The sequence below is a fragment of the Ancylobacter vacuolatus genome, from assembly GCF_030813595.1.
Lineage (GTDB): Bacteria > Pseudomonadota > Alphaproteobacteria > Rhizobiales > Xanthobacteraceae > Ancylobacter > Ancylobacter vacuolatus.
This window is the reverse complement of the sequence record NZ_JAUSUH010000003.1, coordinates 344587-366459: the sequence shown is the minus strand read 5'-3', so window position 1 is coordinate 366459 and position 21873 is coordinate 344587. Positions and strand designations below refer to the sequence as shown.

Sequence of the window (21873 nt, the reverse complement as noted above, 5' to 3'; positions counted from 1 at the left end):
CGTTTTCCCCGCAGCGTCATCTGCGGCCAGGGCGGCAGAAGAAAGGCCGCCCCGGCTGTGTGCCGGGACGGCCCTTTGTGGTGCGACAGGCTCAGCTCGCCGCCTTGAACTCGCGAGCCTCGCCTGCGGCCTCGCCTGGCTCCAGCGCGGCCGCGATGGCGTCGTCCACCCGCTCCAGCCAGACGAACTCCAGCCGGTCCCGCGCGTCCTGAGGGATATCCTCATAGTCGCGCCGGTTGCGGGCGGGGAGCATGACGCGCGTCAATCCGGCCCGCGCGGCCGCCACCACCTTCTCCTTGATGCCGCCGACCGGCAGCACCAGCCCGCGCAGCGAGATTTCGCCGGTCATCGCCGTGTCCTTGCGCACCGTGCGGCCGGTGAGCAGCGAGACGAGGGCGGTGAACATCGCCACCCCGGCGCTCGGCCCGTCCTTGGGCGTGGCGCCGGCCGGCACATGCACATGCACGTCGCTGGTGGCGAAGATGCCGGGGTCGATGCCGAGCTCGACGGCGCGGCTCTTGACGAGACTCCACGCCGCCTGCGCGCTTTCCTTCATCACCTCGCCGAGCTGGCCGGTGAGGATCAGCCCGCCGCGCCCGGGGATGCGGGTCGCCTCGATGAACAGGATGTCGCCGCCCACCGGTGTCCAGGCGAGGCCGGTGGCGACGCCCGGAACGCTGACCCGCAGCGCCACCTCGTCCTCGAAGATCGGCGGCCCGAGCAATTCGGGCAGCGTCTCGACGCCGATCCGCACCTGACTGGCGTTGCCTTCGGCGATATCCACCGCGACATGGCGCACGGCGCGGCCGACCTCGCGCTCCAGATTGCGCACGCCGGCCTCACGGGTATAGGCGCGGATCAGCGCTTTAAGCGCCTCGTCGTCGATCTCCACCTGCTCGGGCGTGACGCCATTGGCCTCCAGCTGGCGGCGGACCAGATAGCGCCGGGCGATCTGCAGCTTTTCCTGGTCGGTGTAGCCGGTCAGTTGGATGATTTCCATGCGGTCGCGCAGCGGGCCGGGGATGGTGTCGAGCATGTTGGCAGTGGCGATGAACACCACGCGCGACAGGTCGAACGGGACGCCGAGATAATTGTCGCGGAAAGTGCCGTTCTGCTCGGGGTCGAGCACTTCCAGCATCGCCGCCGACGGGTCGCCCTGGATGCCGGAGCCCATCTTGTCGATCTCGTCCAGCATCATCACGCAGTCGCGGGTGCCGACCTTGCGGATGCCCTGGATGATGTTGCCCGGCAGCGCGCCGACATAGGTGCGTCGGTGGCCGCGGATCTCCGCCTCGTCATGCACGCCGCCGAGTGAGACACGGACGAATTTGCGGCCCATGGCGCGGGCGATGGACTGGCCGAGCGAGGTCTTGCCGACGCCAGGAGGACCGGCAAAGCACAGGATCGGTGCCTTGCCGTTCGGCGCCAGCTTGCGCACGGCGAGATATTCGACGATGCGGCGCTTGATCTTGTCGAGGCCGAAATGGTCCTCGTCCAGCACCTTGCGGGCCTCGGCGATGTCGATCGGCGCGGTCTCCGGCAGCTTCCACGGCAGGGCGATCAGCCAGTCGAGATAGGTGCGGATCATGCCGTATTCGGCACTGGAATCCTGCATGCGGCGCAGCCGGCCCAGCTCCTTGCGGGCCATCTGCTCCACATCCTCCGGCATGCCGGCCTGCGTGATCGCCGCGTCCAGATCGGCGATTTCCTGGCTGTTGCCGCCATCCTCGCCCAGCTGCTTCTGGATCGCCGCCATCTGCTCGCGCAGCAGCACCTCGCGCTGGCGCTCGTCCAGCGACGCCCTGGTCTGCTTGCCGATTTCCTGCGACAGCCGCAGCACCTCGATGCGGTGGGCGAGCAGGCGCGAGATCTTGGCCATGCGGGCGCTGATATCGACCGTCTCCAGCAGTTCCTGCTTCTCGTCGGGCGAGATGTCGGCATAGGCGGCAACGAGATCGGCAAGCCCGGCCGGCGAATTGGCGCCGCGCACGGCGGCGACCAGCTCGGCCGGCACCTGCGGCAGCAATTCCATCACCTCGTTCGCCTGGCCCTGCAGGTGGACGAAGCGCGCCTCGATCTCGGAGCTGCGTTCCTCGCTCTCTTCGATCCGCGTCACGCGGGCGGTGAGGAAGGGCTTCTCCCGCACGAAGTCCTCGACATGGAAGCGCTGCTCGCCCTGGCAGACCAGGTGATGCGTCCCGTCGGGGGCGGTGACATAGCGCAAGATGTTGGCGATCACGCCCATGCGATGCAGGTCGGTCGGGCCGGGTTCCTCCACCGTGGGGTCGCGCTGCATGAGAATGCCGACCGGGCGCCCCTCGCGCACCGCCTGCTGGGCGGCAGCGATGGAGGCCGGGCGCGCCACCGCCACCGGCATCACCACGCCGGGGAACAGCACGAGATTGCGCACCGGCAGCAGGATCATCTGGTCGTCAGGCACATTGCCATTGGTGGCGCCGCCGTTGCCGGCATTGCCGCCGGCATCGGCCATGCGGAGCGGGGAATATCTGTCGAAATCGGGATGTGTCATCGGTTCAATCCCCCTCCTCAAACCTTGCGCAGCACGATGGCGAGGCAGCCATTGACCACGCGCGGACGGTTCACCTCATAGCGGCCGGGCGGCAAAGCGAGCTGGCGCTCGAACCGGCCCTGCGGCAGCTCCATGCGGTGGATGGTGGCGCGGTGCAGCTCTGGCGGCAGCACGCGGGCGCCGGCGATGGTGAGCACGCCGTTCTGGATCGACACGGTCATGCGGTCGGGGTCGACGCCGGGCAGGGCGGCGAGCACCAGCAATTCGTGGTCGGTTTCCAGCATGTCGACCGGCGGCTCCCAGCACGGGGCGTGGTGACGCGCCGGCGCCTCGGGTCGCGCGACCGGCTGGAACATCTGCCGGTGCATCCGTTCGGCGCGGTTGAGCATGTCGACCGCGTCCGACCACATCCACAGGCGGGGATCAGTCTTGTTCATGGGCTTCTCCTGGCAGGCCCAAATTCCCCTCGGGGTGGAGGCCCACGCAGGCACATATGGTGATGCGCTTCGGCAACACCAGAGAGCGACCCAGGGGCCGGGCGGCGAACTGGAAAGGCCCCGGGTGGCGTCGCCATGCGTTTGCGGCAAACCTGAACGCGCTACCGCCGGGCGGGGCGCCGGGCGAGGGGAGGTCGCTGGCCATGTCGGAAATACTGCTGATCGTGCTGTGCCTTGCCATCGGCGTGCTGCTTCGGCTGTCCGGCCGGCTGCCGGAGAGCGCCACCAAGGTGCTGGGCGGCTGGGTCATCAATGTCGCGCTGCCGGCGGCGGCGCTTAACAGCGTGCAGGGGGTGACGCTGCGCCCCGACTGGTGGCTGGCGGCGGCGACGCCCTGGCTCGGCGTTCTCGTGTCCATCGCACTGCTGGTGCCGCTCTGCCGCTGGCTCGGCTGGTCGCGCCAGCGCATCGGGGCGATCCTGTTGGTGGCCGGGTGGGGCAACACCTCCTTTGTCGGCCTGCCGATGATCGCCGCCTTCGCCGGCAGCCAATGGCTGGGGCTCGGCATCGTCATCGACCTGTTCGGCACCTATCTCGCCGTCTCGACGCTGGGCCTTGCGGTCGCCACGGTGGCGATTTCCGGCCGGCTCGACCTCGCCGTGGTGGCGCGGCGGATCGCCACCTTCCCGCCCTTCTATGCGGTGCTGATCGCCTTCGCGACCAATGATCTCGCCCGGCCGGAATGGCTGGCGCAGCTCATCGAGACCCTCGCCAATACGCTGACCCCGATCGCGCTGGCCGCGGTGGGCTTCGCGCTGCGGCTCGACCGGCTGGCGGGTCGTGCCGGGCCGGTGGCGCTCGGCCTGTTCCACCGGCTCCTTATCGCGCCGGCGCTGCTCATCTTGTTTTATCTCGCGCTCGGCCAGGCCGGTGATCCGGTTGCCAAGGTGGCGATGCTGGAAATGGCGATGCCGCCTATGCTCGGCGCCAGCATCATCGCCATGGAGCACGAGCTGGAGCCCGACCTTGTCGCGCTGCTGATTGGCCTTGGCGTGCCGCTCTCGCTGCTGACCGCCTGGGGCTGGTGGTCGGTCATTTCCGTCCTCGGCTGATGCCATTACGCCTTCAGACCGGCGTGCTCCCTCGCTGCGCGCGCAGCGCCCGCAGCGCGTTGAGGATCACCGCCACGTCGATCAGCTCCTGAAGCAGTGCGCCTTGTACCGGCGCCAGCAGGCCGAAGGCGGCGGCGACCATGCCGAGCGTCGAGAGGCCGATGCCCGCGACGACGCTCTGGACGGCGATGGCGCGGGAGCGGCGGGCGATCGCCATCGCGTCGATCAACCGGTCGAGCTTGTCGACCAGGATGACGATGCTGGCGGCTTCCGACGCGGCGGCTGAGCCGCCTCCACCCATCGCGACGCCGATATCGGCGGCGGCCAGCGCCGGTGCGTCATTGACCCCGTCGCCGATCATCATGACCGGGCCGTTGGGATGCTCCCGGACCACGGCGGCGGCCTTGTCCTGCGGCGTCATGTTGCTCAGCACGGCGTCGAAGCCGAGGCCGGCGGCGATCGCCTCCGCCCGCCCGGTCTCGTCGCCGGTGGCGAGGATGAGGCGGGTCACGCCCATCTCGCGCAGGGCGCCGAGCACCGCCTGCGCCTCCTCGCGCACCGCGTCGGCGAGCAGCAGTGCGCCAGCCAGCGTGCCATCCACCGCCACGGCAACCACCACCGTGCCCGGGCGTTCGGCCCAGTGCGCCCGCTCGGCCACGATGTCCCCGTCCATCGCGTTCGCCGCCAGCCGCGCCGCAACGAAGCCCCAGCCGCCCACCGCCACCTCATGGCCCTCGACGCGCCCGGTGAGGCCGGCGCCCGGCTCCTCTGTGATGGCGCTCGGCGAGGCGAGGGCGAGGCCGCGCCCGCCTGCCGCTTCCACCAGCGCGCCCGCCACCACATGGGCGGAGGCCTGGTCGAGCGAGGCGGCCAGCCGCAGCACCTCGTCGGGCGCGAGCCCGGCCCGTGCCTTGATGGCGACGAGGCTCGGGCGGCCGCCGGTGAGGGTGCCGGTCTTGTCGATAAGCACGGTGCGCAGGGTCGCCAGCCGTTCCAGCGCGCCGCCATCCTTCACCAGCACGCCGCGCGCGGCGCAGCGCGAAATGCCTGAGATGATCGCCACCGGCACGGCGAGGATGAGCGGGCAGGGGGTGGCGATGACCAGCACCGCCAGCAGGCGAACGGGATCGCCGCTCAATGCCCAGGCCGCCCCGGCGATAACCAGTGTCAGCGCGAGAAACCCCAGCGCATAGCGGTCGGCGAGGCGCACCATCGGCGCCTTCGACTGCTGGGCGGCGGCCACCAGCCGGACGATGCCGGCATAGGTGCTGTCCGCTGCCGCGCGGCTGGCGACGAGATCGAAGGCGTCGCCCGCATTGGTCGCGCCGCTCATCACCGCCTCGCCGCGGGTCCGGCGCACCGGCAGTGGCTCGCCGGTCAGCGCCGCCTGGTCGAGCGCGGCAAGAGTGCTGTCGAGCGTGCCATCCACCGGCACCACCTCGCCCCGCCGCACCAGCAGCCGGTCGCCGGGGCGTAGCGCGTCGAGTGCGACTTCCGCCAGCCGGCCGTTTTCATAGCGTGACGCGGTGCGCGGGACCCGGGCGAGCAGGGCGCTCATCTCCCGCGCCGCCCGGCGCTGGGCGAAGGCTTCCAGCGCCTCGCCGCCGGTGAACATCAGCGCGACGATGGCGCCGGCCAGGTTCTCGCCGAAGACGAGGGCGGCGCCCATGGCGAGGGCGGCGATCAGATCGAGACCGAATTCGCCGCGCCGCAGGCTGGAAAGAATGTGGACGACCAGCAGGGCGAGCACCAGCGCCGTCGCCCCGGCCCAGAAGCGCTCGGCGAGCACGCCTTGCCCCGCGGCCCAGCTGATTCCCCCGGCCGCCAGCGCCAGCAGAAGCCCCGGCAGCAGCAGGTTCCGAAGTCCCGGTGCGCGCCCTTGCGCCGAGCCTGTCGCAGGGGGCGGTCCAGAGTCGGGCGCAAGCTTGGCAAAAGCGGGAGGGGTCACGAAGACACCGGGGTTTCGGCGGGCAGAAGGCCTGCCGGCACGTCTGTCTTTAGTAGTTCCAAACTGATGTTTATTCCATTGGCAGAACTACGTTTGCCGGCCGCATTCCGAGTCCCTGTGCAGCCGCATGCCCAGCCAGTGCGCAGGTGCAGCGTGGGTGCCAGAGCCGGGTTGTCGGCGCGGCATTAATGAAATATTACCTAAGTTTGGCTAGGAACGATTTGGCTTGGGGGCCACCGGCGGACAATGGCTTGGGCGCCGGTGCCGTGTGCAACCGAAGGCTGACGCCGGGCGTGGACGATCTGCGGGTCGTGCGCGAACGTCCGTCATCTGTACAGAGATGCCTATGCGGCTAGTTGGCTCGTTCCTTATCGGCTCGGCGGGTTTTGTTGGCGTGGCGGTTGCCGTCGCGTGGATTTCCAACACTGCGATTCCGACCCCCGCCGATGCCGCGCGGGTCGATCCCCCGCTCATGTCGGCGCCTCCCGCCCCGGCCGTCGCCAGCGTGGTGGTGGATGAGCCCTCGCCGGCGCCGACCTTTACGGTGATGGACATCCGCAATTTCCAGACGGCGGGCGCCTTTGCGCCGCCGACCCACTGGCTGTTCGACCCCGCGCCGATGATCGCGCGTCCCGCCCCCGTCGCCGCCGCCCCCGACGAGGTGGTGCCGCCGATGGAGACGGTGAGCACCGTGCCGTTGCCCATGGCCAACCCGCTCTTTGCCGGGCGTGTGATGGCCGGCGATGAGCCGGAAGACACGCTGACCCTCGCGCCGCGCCCGCCGCGCAAGCCGGACATGGAAGCGCAGATCGCCGCGCTCCCGCCGCCGATGGAAGAGGACGACGCGGCCGAGCCGGAGGCACCGCCCGCGGCCACCGAGGCACCGAAGGACGAGCTTCGCTACCCCACCAGCGAAGACAGGTTCGCCATCTACGACATCCGCGCCAAGAAGCTCCATCTGCCCGGCGGCAAGAAGCTTGAGGCGCATTCGGGTTATGGCGATAAGTTCGACGATCCCCGCTACGTGCATGTGAAGATGCTCGGGCCGACCCCGCCGAACCGCTACAAGCTGCGCATGCGCGAGGCGCTGTTCCATGGCACCGAGGCGGTGCGAATGACGCCGGTGGGCGATGGCAAGATGTATGGCCGCAACGGTTTCCTGCTGCACCCCTATCTGCTGGGGCCGCGCGGCGATTCCAATGGCTGCATCTCGCTCGCCGACTACGATGCCTTCCTGGCCGCCTTCAAGAAGGGGCATGTGGAGGAGGTGATCGTGGTCGAGGCGATGCCGAAATCCGCCGAGCCGGCCAACCCGCTGCTCTCTTGGCTGACCGGCGGCAAACGGAACTGACCACGCGTAACCGACCACGCGGGTGCGGCCGCGCCTTTCCATCAAGGCGGCGGGTGAGCTGCCATCCTGAGCGTGCCCACCTCAATGGGCCTTCAAACGACCAAAGCCCCCAGCGCCGGCGAGGGCCGGTCCTGGGGGCTTTTGTTGTCGAGACGTCAACGAAGCGAGACGCGCCCCCGTCCGTTCCAGGGCTCGGAGGACAGGGGCGCGCTCGACGTGCCGCCGCTCAGCCCTGAAGGCGGAAGGCGGCGGCGCGGCGGTGGCCTTCCAGCCCTTCGCTGGCGCTCTGGCGGATGGCCGGGGGGGCCACGGCGGCGACGCCGCGCGCGTCCAGCCACTGATGGGTGCAGATCTTAACGAAGGAGCCGACCCAGAGCCCGCCGGTGTAGCGGCCGGCGCCCATGGTGGGCAGCGTGTGGTTGGTGCCGCAGCATTTGTCGGAATAGACCACGCTCGCCAGCGTGCCGATGAACAGCGAGCCGTAATTGCGCAGCTTGGCCGCCATGGCGTGCGGATCAGCGGTGTGGACCTGCAAATGCTCGGCGGCGATGTGGTCGGAATAGGCGATCATCGCCTCTTCGCTGTCGCACACCACGATCTCGCCGAAATCCGCCCAGGCCTTGCCGGCGACCGGCGCGGTGGAAAGCGTCTTCAGCTGCTTCTCCACCTCGACCAACGTTGCTTCTGCCAGCGCCCGGCTGGTGGTGATGAGGCCGACGCGGGTGCGGATGTCGTGTTCGGCCTGCGCCAGCAGATCGGTGGCGATCATCTCGGCGTCGCCGGTCTCGTCGGCGACGATGAAGATCTCGCTCGGCCCGGCGAGTTGGTCGATGCCGACAGGGCCGAACACCTGCCGCTTGGCCTCGTTCACATAGGCATTGCCGGGGCCGACCACCTTGTCGACGGCGGGAATGGTCTCCGTCCCGAAGGCCATCGCCGCGATAGCCTGAGCGCCACCCACGCGAAAAATGCGGTCGGCGCCGGAGAGGTGGCAGCCGGCGATCATGGCGGGGTGCGCGGTCGGCGGCAGGCAGGCGATCACCTCGTCGCAGCCGGCCACCTTGGCCGGCACGATGGTCATGATCGGCGCGGAGAGCAGCGGGTAGCGCCCGCCCGGCACATAGGCGCCGACGCGCTGGATCGGGATCACCCGATGGCCGAGATGCAGGCCAGGCAGCGCCTCGATCTCCAGCGGCAGGATGGTGGCGAGCTGCGCCTGCGCGAAGGCCCGCACCCGCTCAATGGCGAATTCGGTGTCGGCGCGGGTCTGCGGATCGAGGCCGGCGAGGGCGGCAGCGCGCTCCTCGGCCGTCACCTCAATGGAGCCGACATCGCTCTTGTCGAACAGCTTGGAATAATGCCGCACAGCTTCGTCGCCGCGGGCGCGCACCGCCTCCAGCACCTCCTTGACGGTGGCTGCGATCTGGCTGGAGTCGCTGCCATCGTCGGGGCGCGGCGCCTTGACGGAGTGGATCTGGTCGGCAAGGGCAGGGCTGAGCGCGGGCATGGCGGTTTCCTGTGAGGATCGCGCGATGGTGAGGCCCGCCGCCGATGGCGGCAATTGGCGGGGACACGGCTGTCTATTATATTCTCCACCCTGCCTGGAATTCGCGCGACGCAGACGAGGCCCCCATGCCGCATATAGGACCCGGAATTCGCGAGCTGCGCCGCCGTCGCAATCTCGGCATCCGCCGCTTGGCGCTGCGCTCCGGCGTCTCGCATTCCTCGATCTCGCTGATCGAGCGCGACCGCATCAGTCCGTCCATCGACACGCTCGCCGCCATATTGGAGGCCTTGGGGACGACGCTGGTAGGCTTTTTCTCCGAGCTTCAGCAGATGTCGTCCTATTCGCCCTTCTATGAGGCCTCGGAACTGCCGGAAGTCGGGAGTGGCGAGGCGATCTCGTATCGTGTGATCGGCATCAACCACCCCAACCGGCAGATTCTCGTCCTGCACGAAACCTATGCCGTCGGGGCTGATACCGGGGAAGCCTTCTCGCATACGGCGCAGGAGGCCGGCATGGTGATCCGCGGTGCGGTGGAGGTGACGGTGGAGAACAATTCCAAGATACTCCATGCTGGCGACGCCTATTATTTCGACAGCAAGCTGCCGCATCGCTTCCGCAATGTGGCGGAGGAGCCGAGCGAGATTGTCAGTGCCATCAACCCGCCCACCTATTAGGCGGCTCCGCGCCTGAAAACAGGGCAGAATCGGTTATTATATTCACCATGCGCCCCAGAGGGGGCGTTGCTGTTCTGTCACCCATGCCGGTGGCGTGCTTTGCTGCCAACACAAGCGACAACAGGGGGAAATTCCATGAAGGTGACATCGACTCTTCTGCGGATCGGCGGTGCCGGCCTCGCTCTCGGCCTGATGGTGGCCGGCGGCACGGCCTCGGCCCGCGACCTGACCGTCGTGTCCTGGGGCGGCAACTACCAGGACGCCCAGAAGAAAATCTATTTCGAGCCCTTCTCGAAGAAGATCGGCAAGCCGGTGCTCGACGAGAGCTGGGATGGCGGCATCGGCGTGATCGCCGCCAAGGTGAAGGCCGGCGTGCCGAACTGGGACGTTGTGCAGGTCGAGACCGAGGAACTGGAACTCGGCTGCGCCGACGGCTTCTATGAGAAGATCGACTGGGCCGCGCTTGGCGGCAAGGACAAGTTCCTGCCCGCCGCGGTGAGCGATTGCGGCGTCGGCGCCATCGTCTGGTCGACCATGCTTAGCTATGACGCCGACCGGCTCAAGACGCCCCCCACCTCCTGGGCGGATTTCTGGGACACCACCAAGTTCCCCGGCAAGCGCGGCTTCCGCCGTGGCCCGAAATATTCGCTCGAATTCGCCCTGATGGCCGACGGCGTGAAGCCGGAGGAGGTCTACAAGGTGCTCGGCACGCCGGAAGGCGTCGACCGCGCGTTCAAGAAGCTGGACGAACTGAAGCCGAACATCGTGTGGTGGGAAGCCGGCGCGCAGCCGCTCTCGCTGCTGGCGTCAGGCGAAGTGGTGATGTCGACCGCCTATAATGGGCGCCTCGCCGGCATCAACAAGACCGAAGGCAAGAACTTCCAGGGTGTCTGGCCGGGCAGCATCTATGCCATCGACAGCTGGGTGATCCTCAAGGACAGCCCGAACGCCAAGGAAGCGATGAACTTCATTGCCTTCGCCAGCGAGCCGGTCAACCAGTCGAAGCTGCCGGACTACATCGCCTACGGCCTGCCCAACAAGGAAGCCGCCGCGATGGTCCCCGCCGCCCTGCAGAAGAACCTGCCGACCACGCAGGCGAACCTCACCGGCGCCATCGCGCTGGACGGCGCGTTCTGGGTCGACAATGTCGAGGAACTGACCAAGCGCTTCAACGCCTGGCTGGCGAAGTAAGGCGCGCCAGGCGGGCCGCGCCACGCGCCGGCCCGCCGACGACGCCACCTTTCCGGGCCGCGCCACGCGCCGGCCCGCCGACGACGCCACCTTTCCGGGCCGCGCCGCGTGCAGGCCTGCCGACGACGCCCCATTTCCGGGCCGCGCCTTTCGAGGGCGCGGCCCGGCCTCTAATAGGCCCCTTGGTGCGGGCGAAGGCGGGACCGGCGCCCGCAACTGCCGAAAGGCGGGGACGGGATGGGCCAGCGCTTGGAGCGGGCTTCCCGGCCGGGTAACGTCAGGGCCAAGGCCATCACTCGGAGATTGCGGTTGGCGCCCTTCATCCATTTCGATCAAGTCACGAAGTCCTTTGGCCCGCTGCGGGTGGTCGACCAGCTCGATCTCCAGGTCGCCAAGGGGGAGTTCGTCAGCCTGCTGGGTCCCTCCGGCTCGGGCAAGACCACGATCCTGATGATGCTGGCGGGTTTCGAGCACCCCTCGCACGGGGCCATCTGGCTCGACGGCACCCGCATCGAGAACCTGCCCTCGCACAAGCGCAACATGGGCGTGGTGTTCCAGAACTACGCGCTGTTTCCGCACATGACGGTGGCCGAGAATGTCGCTTTCCCCCTCGTCATGCGCGGCGTCGGGAAGCGCGAAGCGGGCGAGCGCGTGGCGCGGGCGCTCGACATGGTGCGCCTTGCCCATCTGAAGGATCGCCGCCCGTCCCAGCTTTCCGGCGGCCAGCAGCAGCGTGTGGCGCTTACCCGCGCGCTGGTGTTCGAGCCCACCGTGGTGCTGATGGACGAGCCGCTCGGCGCGCTCGACAAGCAGCTGCGCGAGCACATGCAGCTCGAACTGCGCGACCTGCACCGCACGCTCGGCCTCACGGTGATCTTCGTCACCCACGACCAGTCCGAAGCGCTGACCATGTCGGACCGCATCGCCGTGTTCAATCGCGGCCGCATCGAGCAGCTCGACACGCCGGAGGGCATTTATGACCGCCCCCGTACCCGTTTCGTCGCCGAGTTCATCGGCGAGACCAACCTGTTTGAAGGGGTGGTGCAGCGGGTGGAAGACGGCATCGCCGAGGTCGCGCTCACCAGCGGCGTGGGCGTGCGCGCCGCGCTGCTCGCTCCGGTAGAGGTCGGCGCGCCGATCCTCGCCTCGGTGCGGCCCGAGCGGCTGCACCTTCAGGGCGAGGCGGGCGCGGGCAATGTCATTCCCGTCACCGTCACCGACAATGTCTATCAGGGCGACCATCTGCGCACGCATCTGGCGGGGCCGGGGCTGGACCTCGTCGCCAAGGTGCAGCGGCGCGTGCCGGTGGGGCCGGTCGGCAGCACGGCCTTCGCCTGCTTCGAGCCGTCCGAATGCACGTTGATCGCGCCGGACAAGGCACCGGGAAGCGCTTCATGAGCGGGTCCCCGGCACGCGCCCGCGTCTCGGCGCTCCTTCTGGTGGCGCCGCTGTTCCTGTTCCTGGCGGCGTTCTTCGTCTGGCCGCTGGTTATGATGATCACCGTCTCCGTCACCGACGGCACGGTGCGGCAGGTGATGCCGGAAACCGCGAGCGCCATCGGCGCCTGGGACGGTTCCGGCCTGCCGCCCAAGGAGGTGCAGGACGCGCTCATTGCGGATCTGCGCGCGCCGAGCGAGCAGATGGCGTTCGGCGATGCCGTGCGCCGGCTCAACAGCGAGGTGTCGGGCTTCCGCACCCTGCTCAGTCGCACCACAAGCGCGGTGCGCGACCTGCCCCCCGATCAGACCGTCGACCTCGCCGGCATCGACCCGCGCTGGGGCGAGGGCCGTTACTGGCAGGCGCTGCAGCGGGCCATGCCGAACTACACCGACCGCAACCTGCTCGCCGCCGTCGATCTCAAGCGCGACACCGAGGGCAGCATCACCGCCGACGTCTCGGCCAATCGCGTCATCATGGTGCGCACCTTCACCATCGCCGCGCTGGTGACGGCGCTGTGTGCGCTGATCGGCCTGCCCTATGCGATGATCGCCGCCGCCAGCACCGGCTGGGTGCGCAATGTGCTGCTGCTCGCCGTGCTGCTGCCGCTCTGGACCTCGCTGCTGGTGCGCACCGCCTCCTGGGTGATCCTGCTGCAGAATGAGGGGCTGATAAACAAGGCGCTCATCGCGGTGGGCATCGTCGACCAGCCGCTGCAGCTGATTTTCAACCGCACCGGCGTCGTCATCGCGATGACCCATGTGCTGCTGCCCTTCATGGTGCTGCCGATCTACTCCGTGCTGCTGGGCATACCGCGCAACCTGATGCCGGCGGCCTCCTCGCTCGGGGCGAGCCGGCTGCGGGCCTTCTGGCACGTGCTGCTGCCGATGGCGCTGCCCGGCGTCGCCTCCGGCTCGCTGCTCGTCTTCATGGTGGCGCTGGGCTACTACATCACGCCGGCGCTGGTCGGCGGGGCGGAGGACCAGATGATTTCTTCCGTCATCGCCTTCTTCGCCACCGGCACTGCGAACTGGGGCATGGCCGGCGCGCTCGGCCTGATCCTGCTGGTGACGACCACGGCGCTCTATCTGGTCTATGGCCGCCTGTCGCGCTCGCCCAACATGGTGGGGGCCTGAGATGGCGGCGAACTCCCCCGCCTTCCGCACCGGCCAGATCGTCTTCGGCGCGGCCGTGGTGTTCTTTCTGGTCGCGCCTGTGATCGCCATCCTGCCGCTGGCGTTCAATTCCAGCGTGTTCCTGAACTACCCGATCGAGAGCTTCTCCTCGCGCTGGTTCGTCGAATTGCAGACCAGCGAGACTTGGCGGCGCTCCATCATCAACAGCCTGATCATCGGCTGCGGCGCCACCGTGCTGTCCACCGTCATCGGCACGCTGGCCGCGCTCGGCCTGCGCAATACGCGGCTGCCCTTTGCCAGCCTGCTGCGGGTGATGTTCCTGCTACCCATGGTGGTGCCGGCGGTGGTGCTGGGCGTCGGCATGCAGATTCTCTATACGCGGCTGGGCCTTGCCAGCACCTATCTCGGCGTCGTCGTCGCCCATGCGGTGCTATGCGTGCCCTTCGTCATCGTCAGCGTCTCGGCCTCGCTCGGCGGCATTGACGGGTCGATCGAGCGGGCGGCGAGCAGCCTGGGCGCCAATCCGGCCACGGTGTTCCGGCGCATCACGCTGCCGCTCGCCTTGCCGGGGGTGATTTCGGGCGCAGTATTCGCCTTTGCCACCTCGCTGGACGAGGTGGTCATCACCCTGTTCGTCGCCGGCCCCAACCAGCGCACGCTGGCACGGCAGATGTTCTCCAGCATCCGCGAGAATGTGAGCCCGACGGTGGCGGCCGCCGCCTTCCTGCTCATCATCGGCACGCTGTGCCTCGCCGGCCTCGCCGGGCTGCTGCGCTGGCGCCAGAACCGGCTCGCCCAGGCGTCAGAGGCCGCATAGGCCTCCGGCGGCTGCGCTCCTCCCGGCTCGCTTTCTGTTTCGCTTCGTTTCGTTCTCGGTCTTTCGCGCTTTCAAATGCTTGCGAATGGGCGTGAAAACACCAAAGATGATCCTGGCTGTCCTGCCGGAGGGACCCGACGCCGCGCCAACGGCTGGGGTCGCAGTCTTCGATTAGGTCGGGACCGCCAATCAGAACCGGGCAGCAAGCCCGACGTCTCAGGGAAGAAACGGAGCTACCATGTCGATGATGATGCGCGGATTGCGCGGGGTGGCGATTGCCGCCACGGTCGCGATCACTTCACTGGCCACCGCCTTTGCCGCCGACTACCCCGCCCCCAAGCAGGGCGTCTGGATCGCCAAGGATTTCAAGTTCCACACCGGCGAGGTCCTGCCCGAGCTCAAGCTCGGCTACACCACGGTCGGCGCCCCCACCGGCGAGCCGGTGCTTATCCTGCACGGCACGACAGGCTCGGCCGCCTCGATGCTCAACCCGGCCTTTGCCGGCGAGTTGTTCGGTCCCGGCCAGCCGCTGGATGCGAGCCGCTACTACGTCATCCTCACTGATTCCATCGGTGCGGGCACCTCCGCCAAGCCCTCCGATGGCCTGCGCGCCAAGTTCCCCCGCTATAATTACGACGACATGGTCCGCGCCCAGTACGACCTCGTCACCCAGGGCCTCGGCGTCAAGCACCTGCGGATGATCATCGGCTATTCCATGGGCGGCATGCATGCCTGGCTGTGGAGTTCCAAATATCCCGACATGATGGACATCGTGGTCCCAATGGCCTCGCAGCCGACGGAAATGTCGAGCCGCAACTGGATGATGCGCCGCATGATCATCGACGCGGTGCGCAACGATCCCGACTGGAAGGGTGGTGACTACACCGAGCAGCCCAAGGCGGTGCAGGTCGCCAATGTGTATTTCGGCATCGCCACCAATGGCGGCAACATCGCCCTGCAGAACATGGCGCCGACACGGGAGAAGGCGGATGCGCTGCTCGACAGCCGCCTGAAGGCACCGCTCACCGTGGACGCCAACGACTTCATGTACCAGTGGGACGCCTCGCGCGACTACAACGCCGCGCCCGGCCTCGAAGCGGTCACCGCCACGCTGCTCGCCATCAACTCCGCCGATGACGAGCGCAACCCGCCCGAGACCGGCATCATGGACCGCGAGGTCAAGCGGGTGAAGAACGGCCGGGTGCTGCTCATCCCCGCCAGCGCCGACACGCGCGGCCACGCGACGCTGGGCATGGCCAAGTTCTACGCCAAGGAGATCGGCGAACTCCTCGCCACGGCGCCCCGCGCCGCCAAGACCCCGTGACGCCAAGACCCCGTGACGCCAAGACCTCGTGACGCCAAGACCCCCGTGACGCGCCACCGGGCCCTAAGGCGAAGGCCCGGGGCCCGGTGCACGGCCGGAGGCCTGGCCCGGGACAGGGGCGCCCCCCAATAGCTTCACCCCAGCGCGGCTTCCCTCACCCGGTCGACCACCGCATCAAGCCCGTCGAGGTTGTCGGGTCGCCGCAGCAGGAACACCGGCACCCGCCGCGCCAGTTCGGCGGAAAAGCGGAAGAGGCCGGGGCGACAGCCGAGGGCATGCGCGACATAGGCATGGTGCGCCAGCGTTCCCAAGGCCGCCACCGCCTCGGGGAAGGGAAGGCGTTCCAGCACCGGCGCGTGCAGCTCGGCATCGGCCACCAGCACGCACACCGCCTGCAGCCGGGCCGGCGAGGTGTCGAACCCGTCCGCGCAGGCGACATGATATTTGTCGAGACCGGCGGCCACCGCCTCGCCGGCGGCCTCGCCGAAATGCGCCAGCGCCCCGCCCCAGAGCTTGAGCGCGGGATAGCCTGCCTGGGCAAGGCCGGACGCTGCGTCGACCACCAGCTGGTCGTCGCACAGAAGCGCGTGCCCGGCGCGCATCAGGGCGCGGGTGGTGGTCGATTTTCCTGCCCGGCTGTGACCCGCCACCGCCACGGCGCCGCCCGCTTCGGTACGTACCGCTCCGGCATGCAGGGGAACCAGCCCGCGCTGGTAGAGAAGCGCAGCGAAGGCAGGCCCCAGCAGATAGGTCTGCACCGCACCGGTCGGCACGCCGGCTGCCACATCGACGGTGAGCGAGCGGCCGGCGGCGATCCGCACGCGCAGGACCTGCGGCACGAGGAGGTCCAGCCGCTCCGGCCCGAACACAATGAAGGCGCCGCAGGCGCGCCCCTCCTCGTCCGGGACGGGGGCAAAGTGGATCGTCACATCCGGCGCGACGCCCTCATCCCGCGTGCGGGCGAGGAGAGGCAAGGGCTGGTCTGACGCCACCAGAAGGCCGCTCACGCGGTAGACGAAATTCACGGTCGCTCCCGTCGGGAAGGTTGATCCGCCGGCATGTGCCGGCGGCGCAGCGCATCGGGCGGAAAGGACGCCGCCGGTGACAGTGCCCCGTCAGCGGAGGCGGCTTCATGCACCATATCCTCGGGGGCAACAAGCACCGCCCGGGCGCAGGGACGCGCGGCGCGCGTGCCGGTTAACCCGTTCCCGAGGCTGACCTCTTTGCCCCGGCCCGGCGCCGCCGCGCCGGCCGTGCCCGGCGGTTGCGGATGGCGCAAGCGCGGGCGGGCTAGGCGCCCTCGCGCGCTTGCGCTTCCCGCCTCTGCGCCTCGCGCGCGGCCCGCGCCTCGGCCACGCCGGGCAAATGCAGCGTGTCGGGCAGGAATTCCGGCCCGCGCCGGGCCAGAAATTCCGTCAGCGCCGCCGCCGGGGGGGTGAGGCGCTTGGCCGAGCGCTTCACCACGAACCATTGCCGGACCTCCGGCAATCCCTCGACATCGAGGACCGCAAGGCGCCCATCGGCCACCTCAGCCGCGATGGTGTGGGCGGAGATGAAGGCGAGGCCCAGCCCCGCCATGACCGCCTGCTTGATCGTCTCGTTGGAATCGATCTCCATGCCGATGCGCGGCTCGATGCCGGATTGCTGGAAGAACCGCTCCATCAGCCCGCGCGTGCCCGAGCCGGGCTCGCGCGACATGAAGGTCGAACTGGCCAGCACCGCCGGGGCAATGCGCCGGCCGAGCAGGGGATGATCGGCCGGGGCGATCAGCACATGCGGATGGTCGCCGATCAGCGTCTTGTCGACCTCGATGTCGAGCGGTGGCCGGCCCATGACGGCGACATCGATGGCGTCCGAGCGCAGGCCGGCGATGATCGCTTCGCGATTTCCGACCGAGATCACCACGTCGATGCCAGGATGGGCGCGGGTGAAGGCGCCTAGCGCCGCCGGCACGAAATATTTCGCCGTCGACACCAGCGCCACCGACACCCGCCCCGAGCGCAGACCCTTCATCGAATCAAGCGCCGCGCCGCAATCGGCCAGTGCCTGCTCGATGAGGGCGGTGGCGGCGAGAATCTCGCGGCCGGCCGCGCTGGGGTGGAAACGGTCGCCGGCGCGGTCGAGCAGCGGCAGGCCGAGATGCTGTTCGAGCAACTGCACCTGCATCGTCACCGCCGGCGGAGTGACGTTCAGCTTTCTGGCCGCGCCGGTGACGCTGCCGGTTTCGACGATGGCGGCGACGGCGCGCAACTGCTTGAGCGTGGCATTACGCATGGAACATTACATTTCAGCTAAATTGAAGTGACGGGTTAGATTATTCGAATTTCCTTACGCCGGCAATTCAGGCAGTCTGACATCAACAAAAGGCGTCCGCCGCTTCGGGTCCCCTCTCGAAGGCATACGGAAACGACACGCCAAAGGGCACAAGCCCACAAGAACACAACTGGGGAACGCCATGACACGCCCGACATTGCAGGACCACCTTGAGGGGTGGTCACAGGCCGACGCCCTGCGTCGCGACGTCGCCGACGCCGTGCTCGCCCTGGCCGGCGCCGGCCTGAAGATCGCCGAGCTCCTTGCCGCCGGCCCGCTGGCCGGCCCGCTCGCCACCGTGCGCGGCTATCACGCCGATGGCGACAGCCAGAAGGAACTCGACCTGATCGCCGACGATCTGGTCCGCGCCGCGCTGGCGGGCGCGCCGGTCGCCCTGTTCGGCTCCGAGGAAGCCGATGAGGCGGTGCTGCTGGACCCCGCCGGCACGCTGGCGGTGGCGGTCGATCCGCTGGACGGCTCGTCCAACATCGACAGCAACGCCACGGTCGGCACCATTTTCTCGATCCTGCCCTATGTCGGGGCCGATTCGCTGCTGCAGCCGGGAAGGGCGCAGCTGGCCGCCGGCTTCCTGCTCTACGGCCCGCAGACCGCGCTGGTGCTGACGGTGGGCGTCGGCACGCAGATCTTCATTCTCGACCGTGTCAGCGGTGCCTTCCTGCTGGCCGAAGAGCGGGCGCTGGTGCTGCCGGAAACGGCCGAATACGCCATCAACGCTTCCAATCTGCGCCATTGGGACATCGCCATACGCTGCTATGTCGAGGATTGCCTGGCCGGGGTCGACGGGCCGCGAGGCAAGGACTTCAACACACGCTGGGTCGCCTCCATGGTGGCGGATGTGTTCCGCATCCTGGTGCGTGGCGGGGTCTATCTCTATCCCGGCGACGCCCGCCGGGGTTATGGGCAGGGTCGCCTGCGGCTGGTCTACGAGGCCAACCCGGTCGCCTTCGTGATGGAACAGGCGCAGGGCGCCGCCACCGATGGCCGGCTGCCGATTCTCGATCTCGTCCCTGTGAGCCTGCACCAGCGCGTGCCTCTGGTCTTCGGCTCGCGCGCCGAGGTCGACCGCATTTCCCGCTACCACTGCGACGCCGCCGCCATGCCCGAGCGCTCGCCCCTGTTCGGCCGCCGCGGCCTGCTGCGCGCCTGAGGGAAGAGGACCCATGTCGATCCATCATCCCATCATCTCCGTCACCGGCTCGTCCGGCGCTGGCACCACCTCGGTGCGGCGCATCTTCGAGCAGATCTTCCGCCGCGAGGAAGTGCTCGCCGCCTATATCGAGGGCGACGCCTATCACCGCTATGACCGCGCCGAGATGAAGCGCGTGATGTCCGAGGAGGCCTCGCGCGGCAACCATCACTACAGCCATTTCGGCCCGGATTCGAACCTGTTCGAGGAACTGGAGGAGACCTTCCGCTCCTATTCGCAGACGGGCACCGGCAAGTACCGCCACTATATCCATGACGACAAGGAAGCGGCCGAATATGGCGGCGCGCCGGGCACTTTCACGGCCTGGGAGCCGATCCCGACCCCGACCGACCTTCTGTTCTATGAGGGGCTGCACGGGGCGGTGGCGAGCGGCAATATCGACGTCGCCCGCTATGCCGACCTCAAGATCGGCGTCGTGCCGGTCATCAACCTCGAATGGATCCAGAAGATCCACCGCGACCGTTCCCATCGCGGCTATTCGACCGAGGCGGTGACCGACACCATCCTGCGCCGCATGCCGGACTACGTGAACTACATCTGCCCGCAGTTCACCCACACCGACATTAATTTCCAGCGCGTGCCGACGGTGGACACCTCGAACCCGTTCATCGCCCGGTGGATTCCCACGGCCGACGAATCCATCGTCGTCATCCGCTTCAAGAGCCCGCGCGGCATCGATTTTCCCTACCTGCTCTCGATGATCGAGGGCTCCTGGATGAGCCGCGCCAATTCCATCGTGATCCCCGGCGGCAAGCTCGACATCGCGATGCAGCTCATCCTCACGCCGATGATCCTCAACCTTGTCGAGAAGAAGCGGCGCGCCGCGTGAAACGGGAGGACAGCATGTTGACCAGCCACTCTGCGGCGCTGCGTCCCCACCGGGACCCTGCCGAAATCCCCCATGAGGACATGGCGAACGCCCTGCGGGCGCTGGCGATGGACGCGGTGGAACAGGCCAAGTCCGGCCATCCCGGCATGCCGATGGGCATGGCCGATGTCGCCACCGCCCTGTTCAGCCGCTTCATGAAGATCGATCCGCGCCGCCCCGACTGGCCGGACCGCGACCGCTTCATCCTCTCCGCCGGCCACGGCTCGATGCTGCTCTATGCCATTAACCATCTGCTCGGCTATGCCGATATGGGCACCGAGCAGCTCAAGAACTTCCGCCAGCTCGGCGCCATCACCGCCGGCCATCCCGAGCACGGCCACACGCTCGGCGTCGAGACCACCACCGGCCCGCTCGGGCAGGGGTTGACCACGGCGGTCGGCATGGCGCTAGCCGAGCGCATGCTCAATGCCCGCTTCGGCGACGAGCTGGTCGATCACCACACCTATGTCATCGCCGGCGATGGCTGCCTGATGGAGGGCATCAGCCACGAGGCCATCGACCTCGCCGGGCACCTGAAGCTCTCCAAGCTGATCGTGCTGTGGGACGACAACGGCATCTCGATCGACGGCAAGACCTCGCTCTCCACCTCCACCGACCAGCTCGCCCGCTTCGCCGCCTCGGGCTGGAAGGTGATGCGGGTCGACGGCCACGCCCATCACGCGCTGATCGACGCGCTCGGCGAGGCCCGCACCAGCGACAAGCCGGTGCTGGTCGCCTGCCGCACCACCATCGGCTATGGCGCCCCGACCAAGGCCGGCACGGAAGCCGTGCACGGCGCCCCGCTCGGCGCCGCCGAGATCGAGGGTGCGCGCGCGGCGCTCGGCTGGAACTATCCGCCCTTCGAGGTGCCGGACAGCGTGCGGGCGGCCTGGGTTGACATCGCCGAGGCCGGCGCCAAGGCCCGCGACGCCTGGGAGAAGCGGCTTTCCGCCTCCGGCCGCCGCGCCGATTTCGAAGCGGCGATGGAGGGCGATCTGCCCGCCGATTTCGACGAGAAGCTCACCGCCTACAAGCGTGAGCTGTCGGTGACCGCGCCGAAGGTGGCGACCCGCAAGGCGTCCGAAATGTCGCTCGGCGTCATCAACCGGGCGACCGATCTCACGGTGGGCGGCTCGGCCGATCTCACCCATTCCAACCTCACCTTGACCAAGGGCATGGAGTCGGTGGCGCCGGGCAATTATGCCGGCCGCTACATCCACTACGGCATCCGCGAGCATGCCATGGCGGCTGTTATGAACGGCCTCGCGCTGCACCGCGGCTCGATCCCCTATGGCGGCACCTTCATGGTGTTCTCGGACTACGCCCGGGGCGGCATGCGGCTCTCCGCGTTGATGGGACAGCGCGTCGTCTATGTGCTGACGCACGACTCCATCGGCCTTGGCGAGGACGGGCCGACGCATCAGCCGGTGGAGCACCTCGCGATGCTGCGGGCGACGCCGAACCTCTATGTCTTCCGCCCCGCCGACGCGGTGGAGACGCTGGAAGCCTGGCAGCTCGCCCTGCATGCGGAGGGCACGCCCTCGGTGCTGGCGCTGTCGCGGCAGAACCTGCCGACCTTCCGCATCGAGCACAGCGAGGAAAACCTCACCGGCTACGGCGCCTATGTCGCCCGCAAGCCCAAGCGCCGGCGCGACGTGACGCTGCTCGCCACCGGCTCGGAAGTCGAGATCGCCTTCAAGGGGGCGGATCTGCTGGCCGAGCGCGGTGTCGACGCCGCCGTCGTCTCCATGCCGTGCTGGGAGCTTTTCGAGCGCCAGAGCCATGAATACCGCCGCGCCGTGCTCGGCACCGCCCCGCGCGTCGCCATCGAGGCCGCCGCCCGGCTCGGCTGGGACCGCTGGATCGGCGAGCGCGGACGCTTCATCGGCATGGAGGGCTTCGGCGCCTCCGGCCCGGCCGGTGAGCTTTACCGGCACTTCAACATCACCCCCGAGGCGGTGGTCGACGCGACCTGCGACCTCCTGACCTGCGCCTGAGCC

The 21873-nt window shown here is 68.5% G+C and carries 17 protein-coding genes; 11 read left to right on the top strand and 6 right to left on the bottom strand.

Annotated elements, in window-relative coordinates; translation table 11 throughout:
• Positions 1-91 precede the first annotated feature (91 nt).
• Together lon and J2S76_RS09450 are read right to left on the bottom strand one after the other, a co-directional pair.
• Positions 92-2530: an endopeptidase La gene (gene lon, locus J2S76_RS09455; protein ID WP_307059805.1), complete on the bottom strand. Its 2439-nt coding sequence runs from the start codon at positions 2528-2530 to the stop codon at positions 92-94.
• A 17-nt stretch (positions 2531-2547) separates the two neighbouring features.
• Positions 2548-2967 carry an Hsp20/alpha crystallin family protein gene (locus J2S76_RS09450; RefSeq protein ID WP_307059803.1) on the bottom strand — a complete coding sequence of 140 codons (420 nt, stop codon included), beginning with the start codon at positions 2965-2967 and terminating at the stop codon, positions 2548-2550.
• A gap of 203 nt (positions 2968-3170) precedes the next feature.
• Here J2S76_RS09450 and J2S76_RS09445 point away from each other — a divergent pair, with 203 nt between their 5' ends.
• On the top strand, positions 3171-4079 hold the full coding sequence (locus J2S76_RS09445) for an AEC family transporter (protein WP_307059801.1): 909 nt from the start codon (positions 3171-3173) through the stop codon (positions 4077-4079).
• Between the two features lie 13 nt (positions 4080-4092).
• On the opposite strand, the gene J2S76_RS09440 is transcribed toward J2S76_RS09445, so the two are convergent.
• A complete protein-coding gene (locus tag J2S76_RS09440) occupies positions 4093-5868 on the bottom strand; it encodes a heavy metal translocating P-type ATPase (RefSeq protein WP_307059799.1) in 1776 nt (591 codons plus the stop codon).
• 505 nt (positions 5869-6373) lie between these two features.
• On the opposite strand from J2S76_RS09440, the gene J2S76_RS09435 reads away from it, so the two are divergent.
• A complete protein-coding gene (locus J2S76_RS09435; protein WP_307059797.1) occupies positions 6374-7378 on the top strand; it encodes a tlde1 domain-containing protein in 1005 nt (334 codons plus the stop codon).
• 226 nt (positions 7379-7604) lie between these two features.
• On the opposite strand, the gene hisD is transcribed toward J2S76_RS09435, so the two are convergent.
• The gene (gene hisD / locus J2S76_RS09430) at positions 7605-8885 is read right to left on the bottom strand and encodes a histidinol dehydrogenase (protein ID WP_307059795.1); all 1281 of its coding nucleotides are present in this window, start codon (positions 8883-8885) and stop codon (positions 7605-7607) included.
• A gap of 125 nt (positions 8886-9010) precedes the next feature.
• Between hisD and J2S76_RS09425 the strand changes: the two genes are divergently transcribed.
• The 6 genes from J2S76_RS09425 to J2S76_RS09400 all read left to right on the top strand — a co-directional run bounded on the left by J2S76_RS09425 (position 9011) and on the right by J2S76_RS09400 (position 15464).
• On the top strand, positions 9011-9559 hold the full coding sequence (locus tag J2S76_RS09425) for a cupin domain-containing protein (RefSeq protein ID WP_018389594.1): 549 nt from the start codon (positions 9011-9013) through the stop codon (positions 9557-9559).
• A 135-nt stretch (positions 9560-9694) separates the two neighbouring features.
• Entirely contained in the window at positions 9695-10750 is a 1056-nt protein-coding gene (locus tag J2S76_RS09420; protein WP_370874719.1) for an ABC transporter substrate-binding protein, read from the top strand.
• A gap of 309 nt (positions 10751-11059) precedes the next feature.
• Positions 11060-12148, top strand: coding sequence for an ABC transporter ATP-binding protein (locus J2S76_RS09415; protein WP_307059792.1), 1089 nt, complete (start codon positions 11060-11062; stop codon positions 12146-12148).
• Positions 12145-13323: an ABC transporter permease gene (locus J2S76_RS09410; protein ID WP_307059790.1), complete on the top strand. Its 1179-nt coding sequence runs from the start codon at positions 12145-12147 to the stop codon at positions 13321-13323. Before J2S76_RS09415 ends, J2S76_RS09410 begins: the two co-directional genes overlap by 4 nt.
• A 1-nt stretch (position 13324) precedes the next feature.
• Positions 13325-14140: an ABC transporter permease gene (locus tag J2S76_RS09405; protein ID WP_307059788.1), complete on the top strand. Its 816-nt coding sequence runs from the start codon at positions 13325-13327 to the stop codon at positions 14138-14140.
• 238 nt (positions 14141-14378) lie between these two features.
• On the top strand, positions 14379-15464 hold the full coding sequence (locus J2S76_RS09400) for an alpha/beta fold hydrolase (RefSeq protein ID WP_307059786.1): 1086 nt from the start codon (positions 14379-14381) through the stop codon (positions 15462-15464).
• 134 nt (positions 15465-15598) lie between these two features.
• On the opposite strand, the gene J2S76_RS09395 is transcribed toward J2S76_RS09400, so the two are convergent.
• Positions 15599-16489, bottom strand: coding sequence for a phosphoenolpyruvate carboxykinase (ATP) (locus J2S76_RS09395; protein ID WP_307059784.1), 891 nt, complete (start codon positions 16487-16489; stop codon positions 15599-15601).
• 265 nt (positions 16490-16754) lie between these two features.
• Entirely contained in the window at positions 16755-17738 is a 984-nt protein-coding gene (locus J2S76_RS09390) for a LysR family transcriptional regulator (RefSeq protein WP_307059781.1), read from the bottom strand.
• Positions 17739-17919: 181 nt separating this feature from the next.
• Between J2S76_RS09390 and J2S76_RS09385 the strand changes: the two genes are divergently transcribed.
• The 3 genes from J2S76_RS09385 to tkt are packed head-to-tail and all read left to right on the top strand — an operon-like array spanning position 17920 to position 21870.
• A complete protein-coding gene (locus J2S76_RS09385) occupies positions 17920-18945 on the top strand; it encodes a class 1 fructose-bisphosphatase (RefSeq protein WP_307059779.1) in 1026 nt (341 codons plus the stop codon).
• Between the two features lie 13 nt (positions 18946-18958).
• Positions 18959-19834, top strand: coding sequence for a phosphoribulokinase (locus J2S76_RS09380; RefSeq protein ID WP_307059777.1), 876 nt, complete (start codon positions 18959-18961; stop codon positions 19832-19834).
• Between the two features lie 14 nt (positions 19835-19848).
• Complete coding sequence (gene tkt / locus J2S76_RS09375; protein ID WP_307059775.1) at positions 19849-21870, top strand: transketolase; 2022 nt, start codon at positions 19849-19851, stop codon at positions 21868-21870.
• Positions 21871-21873: the final 3 nt, after the last annotated feature.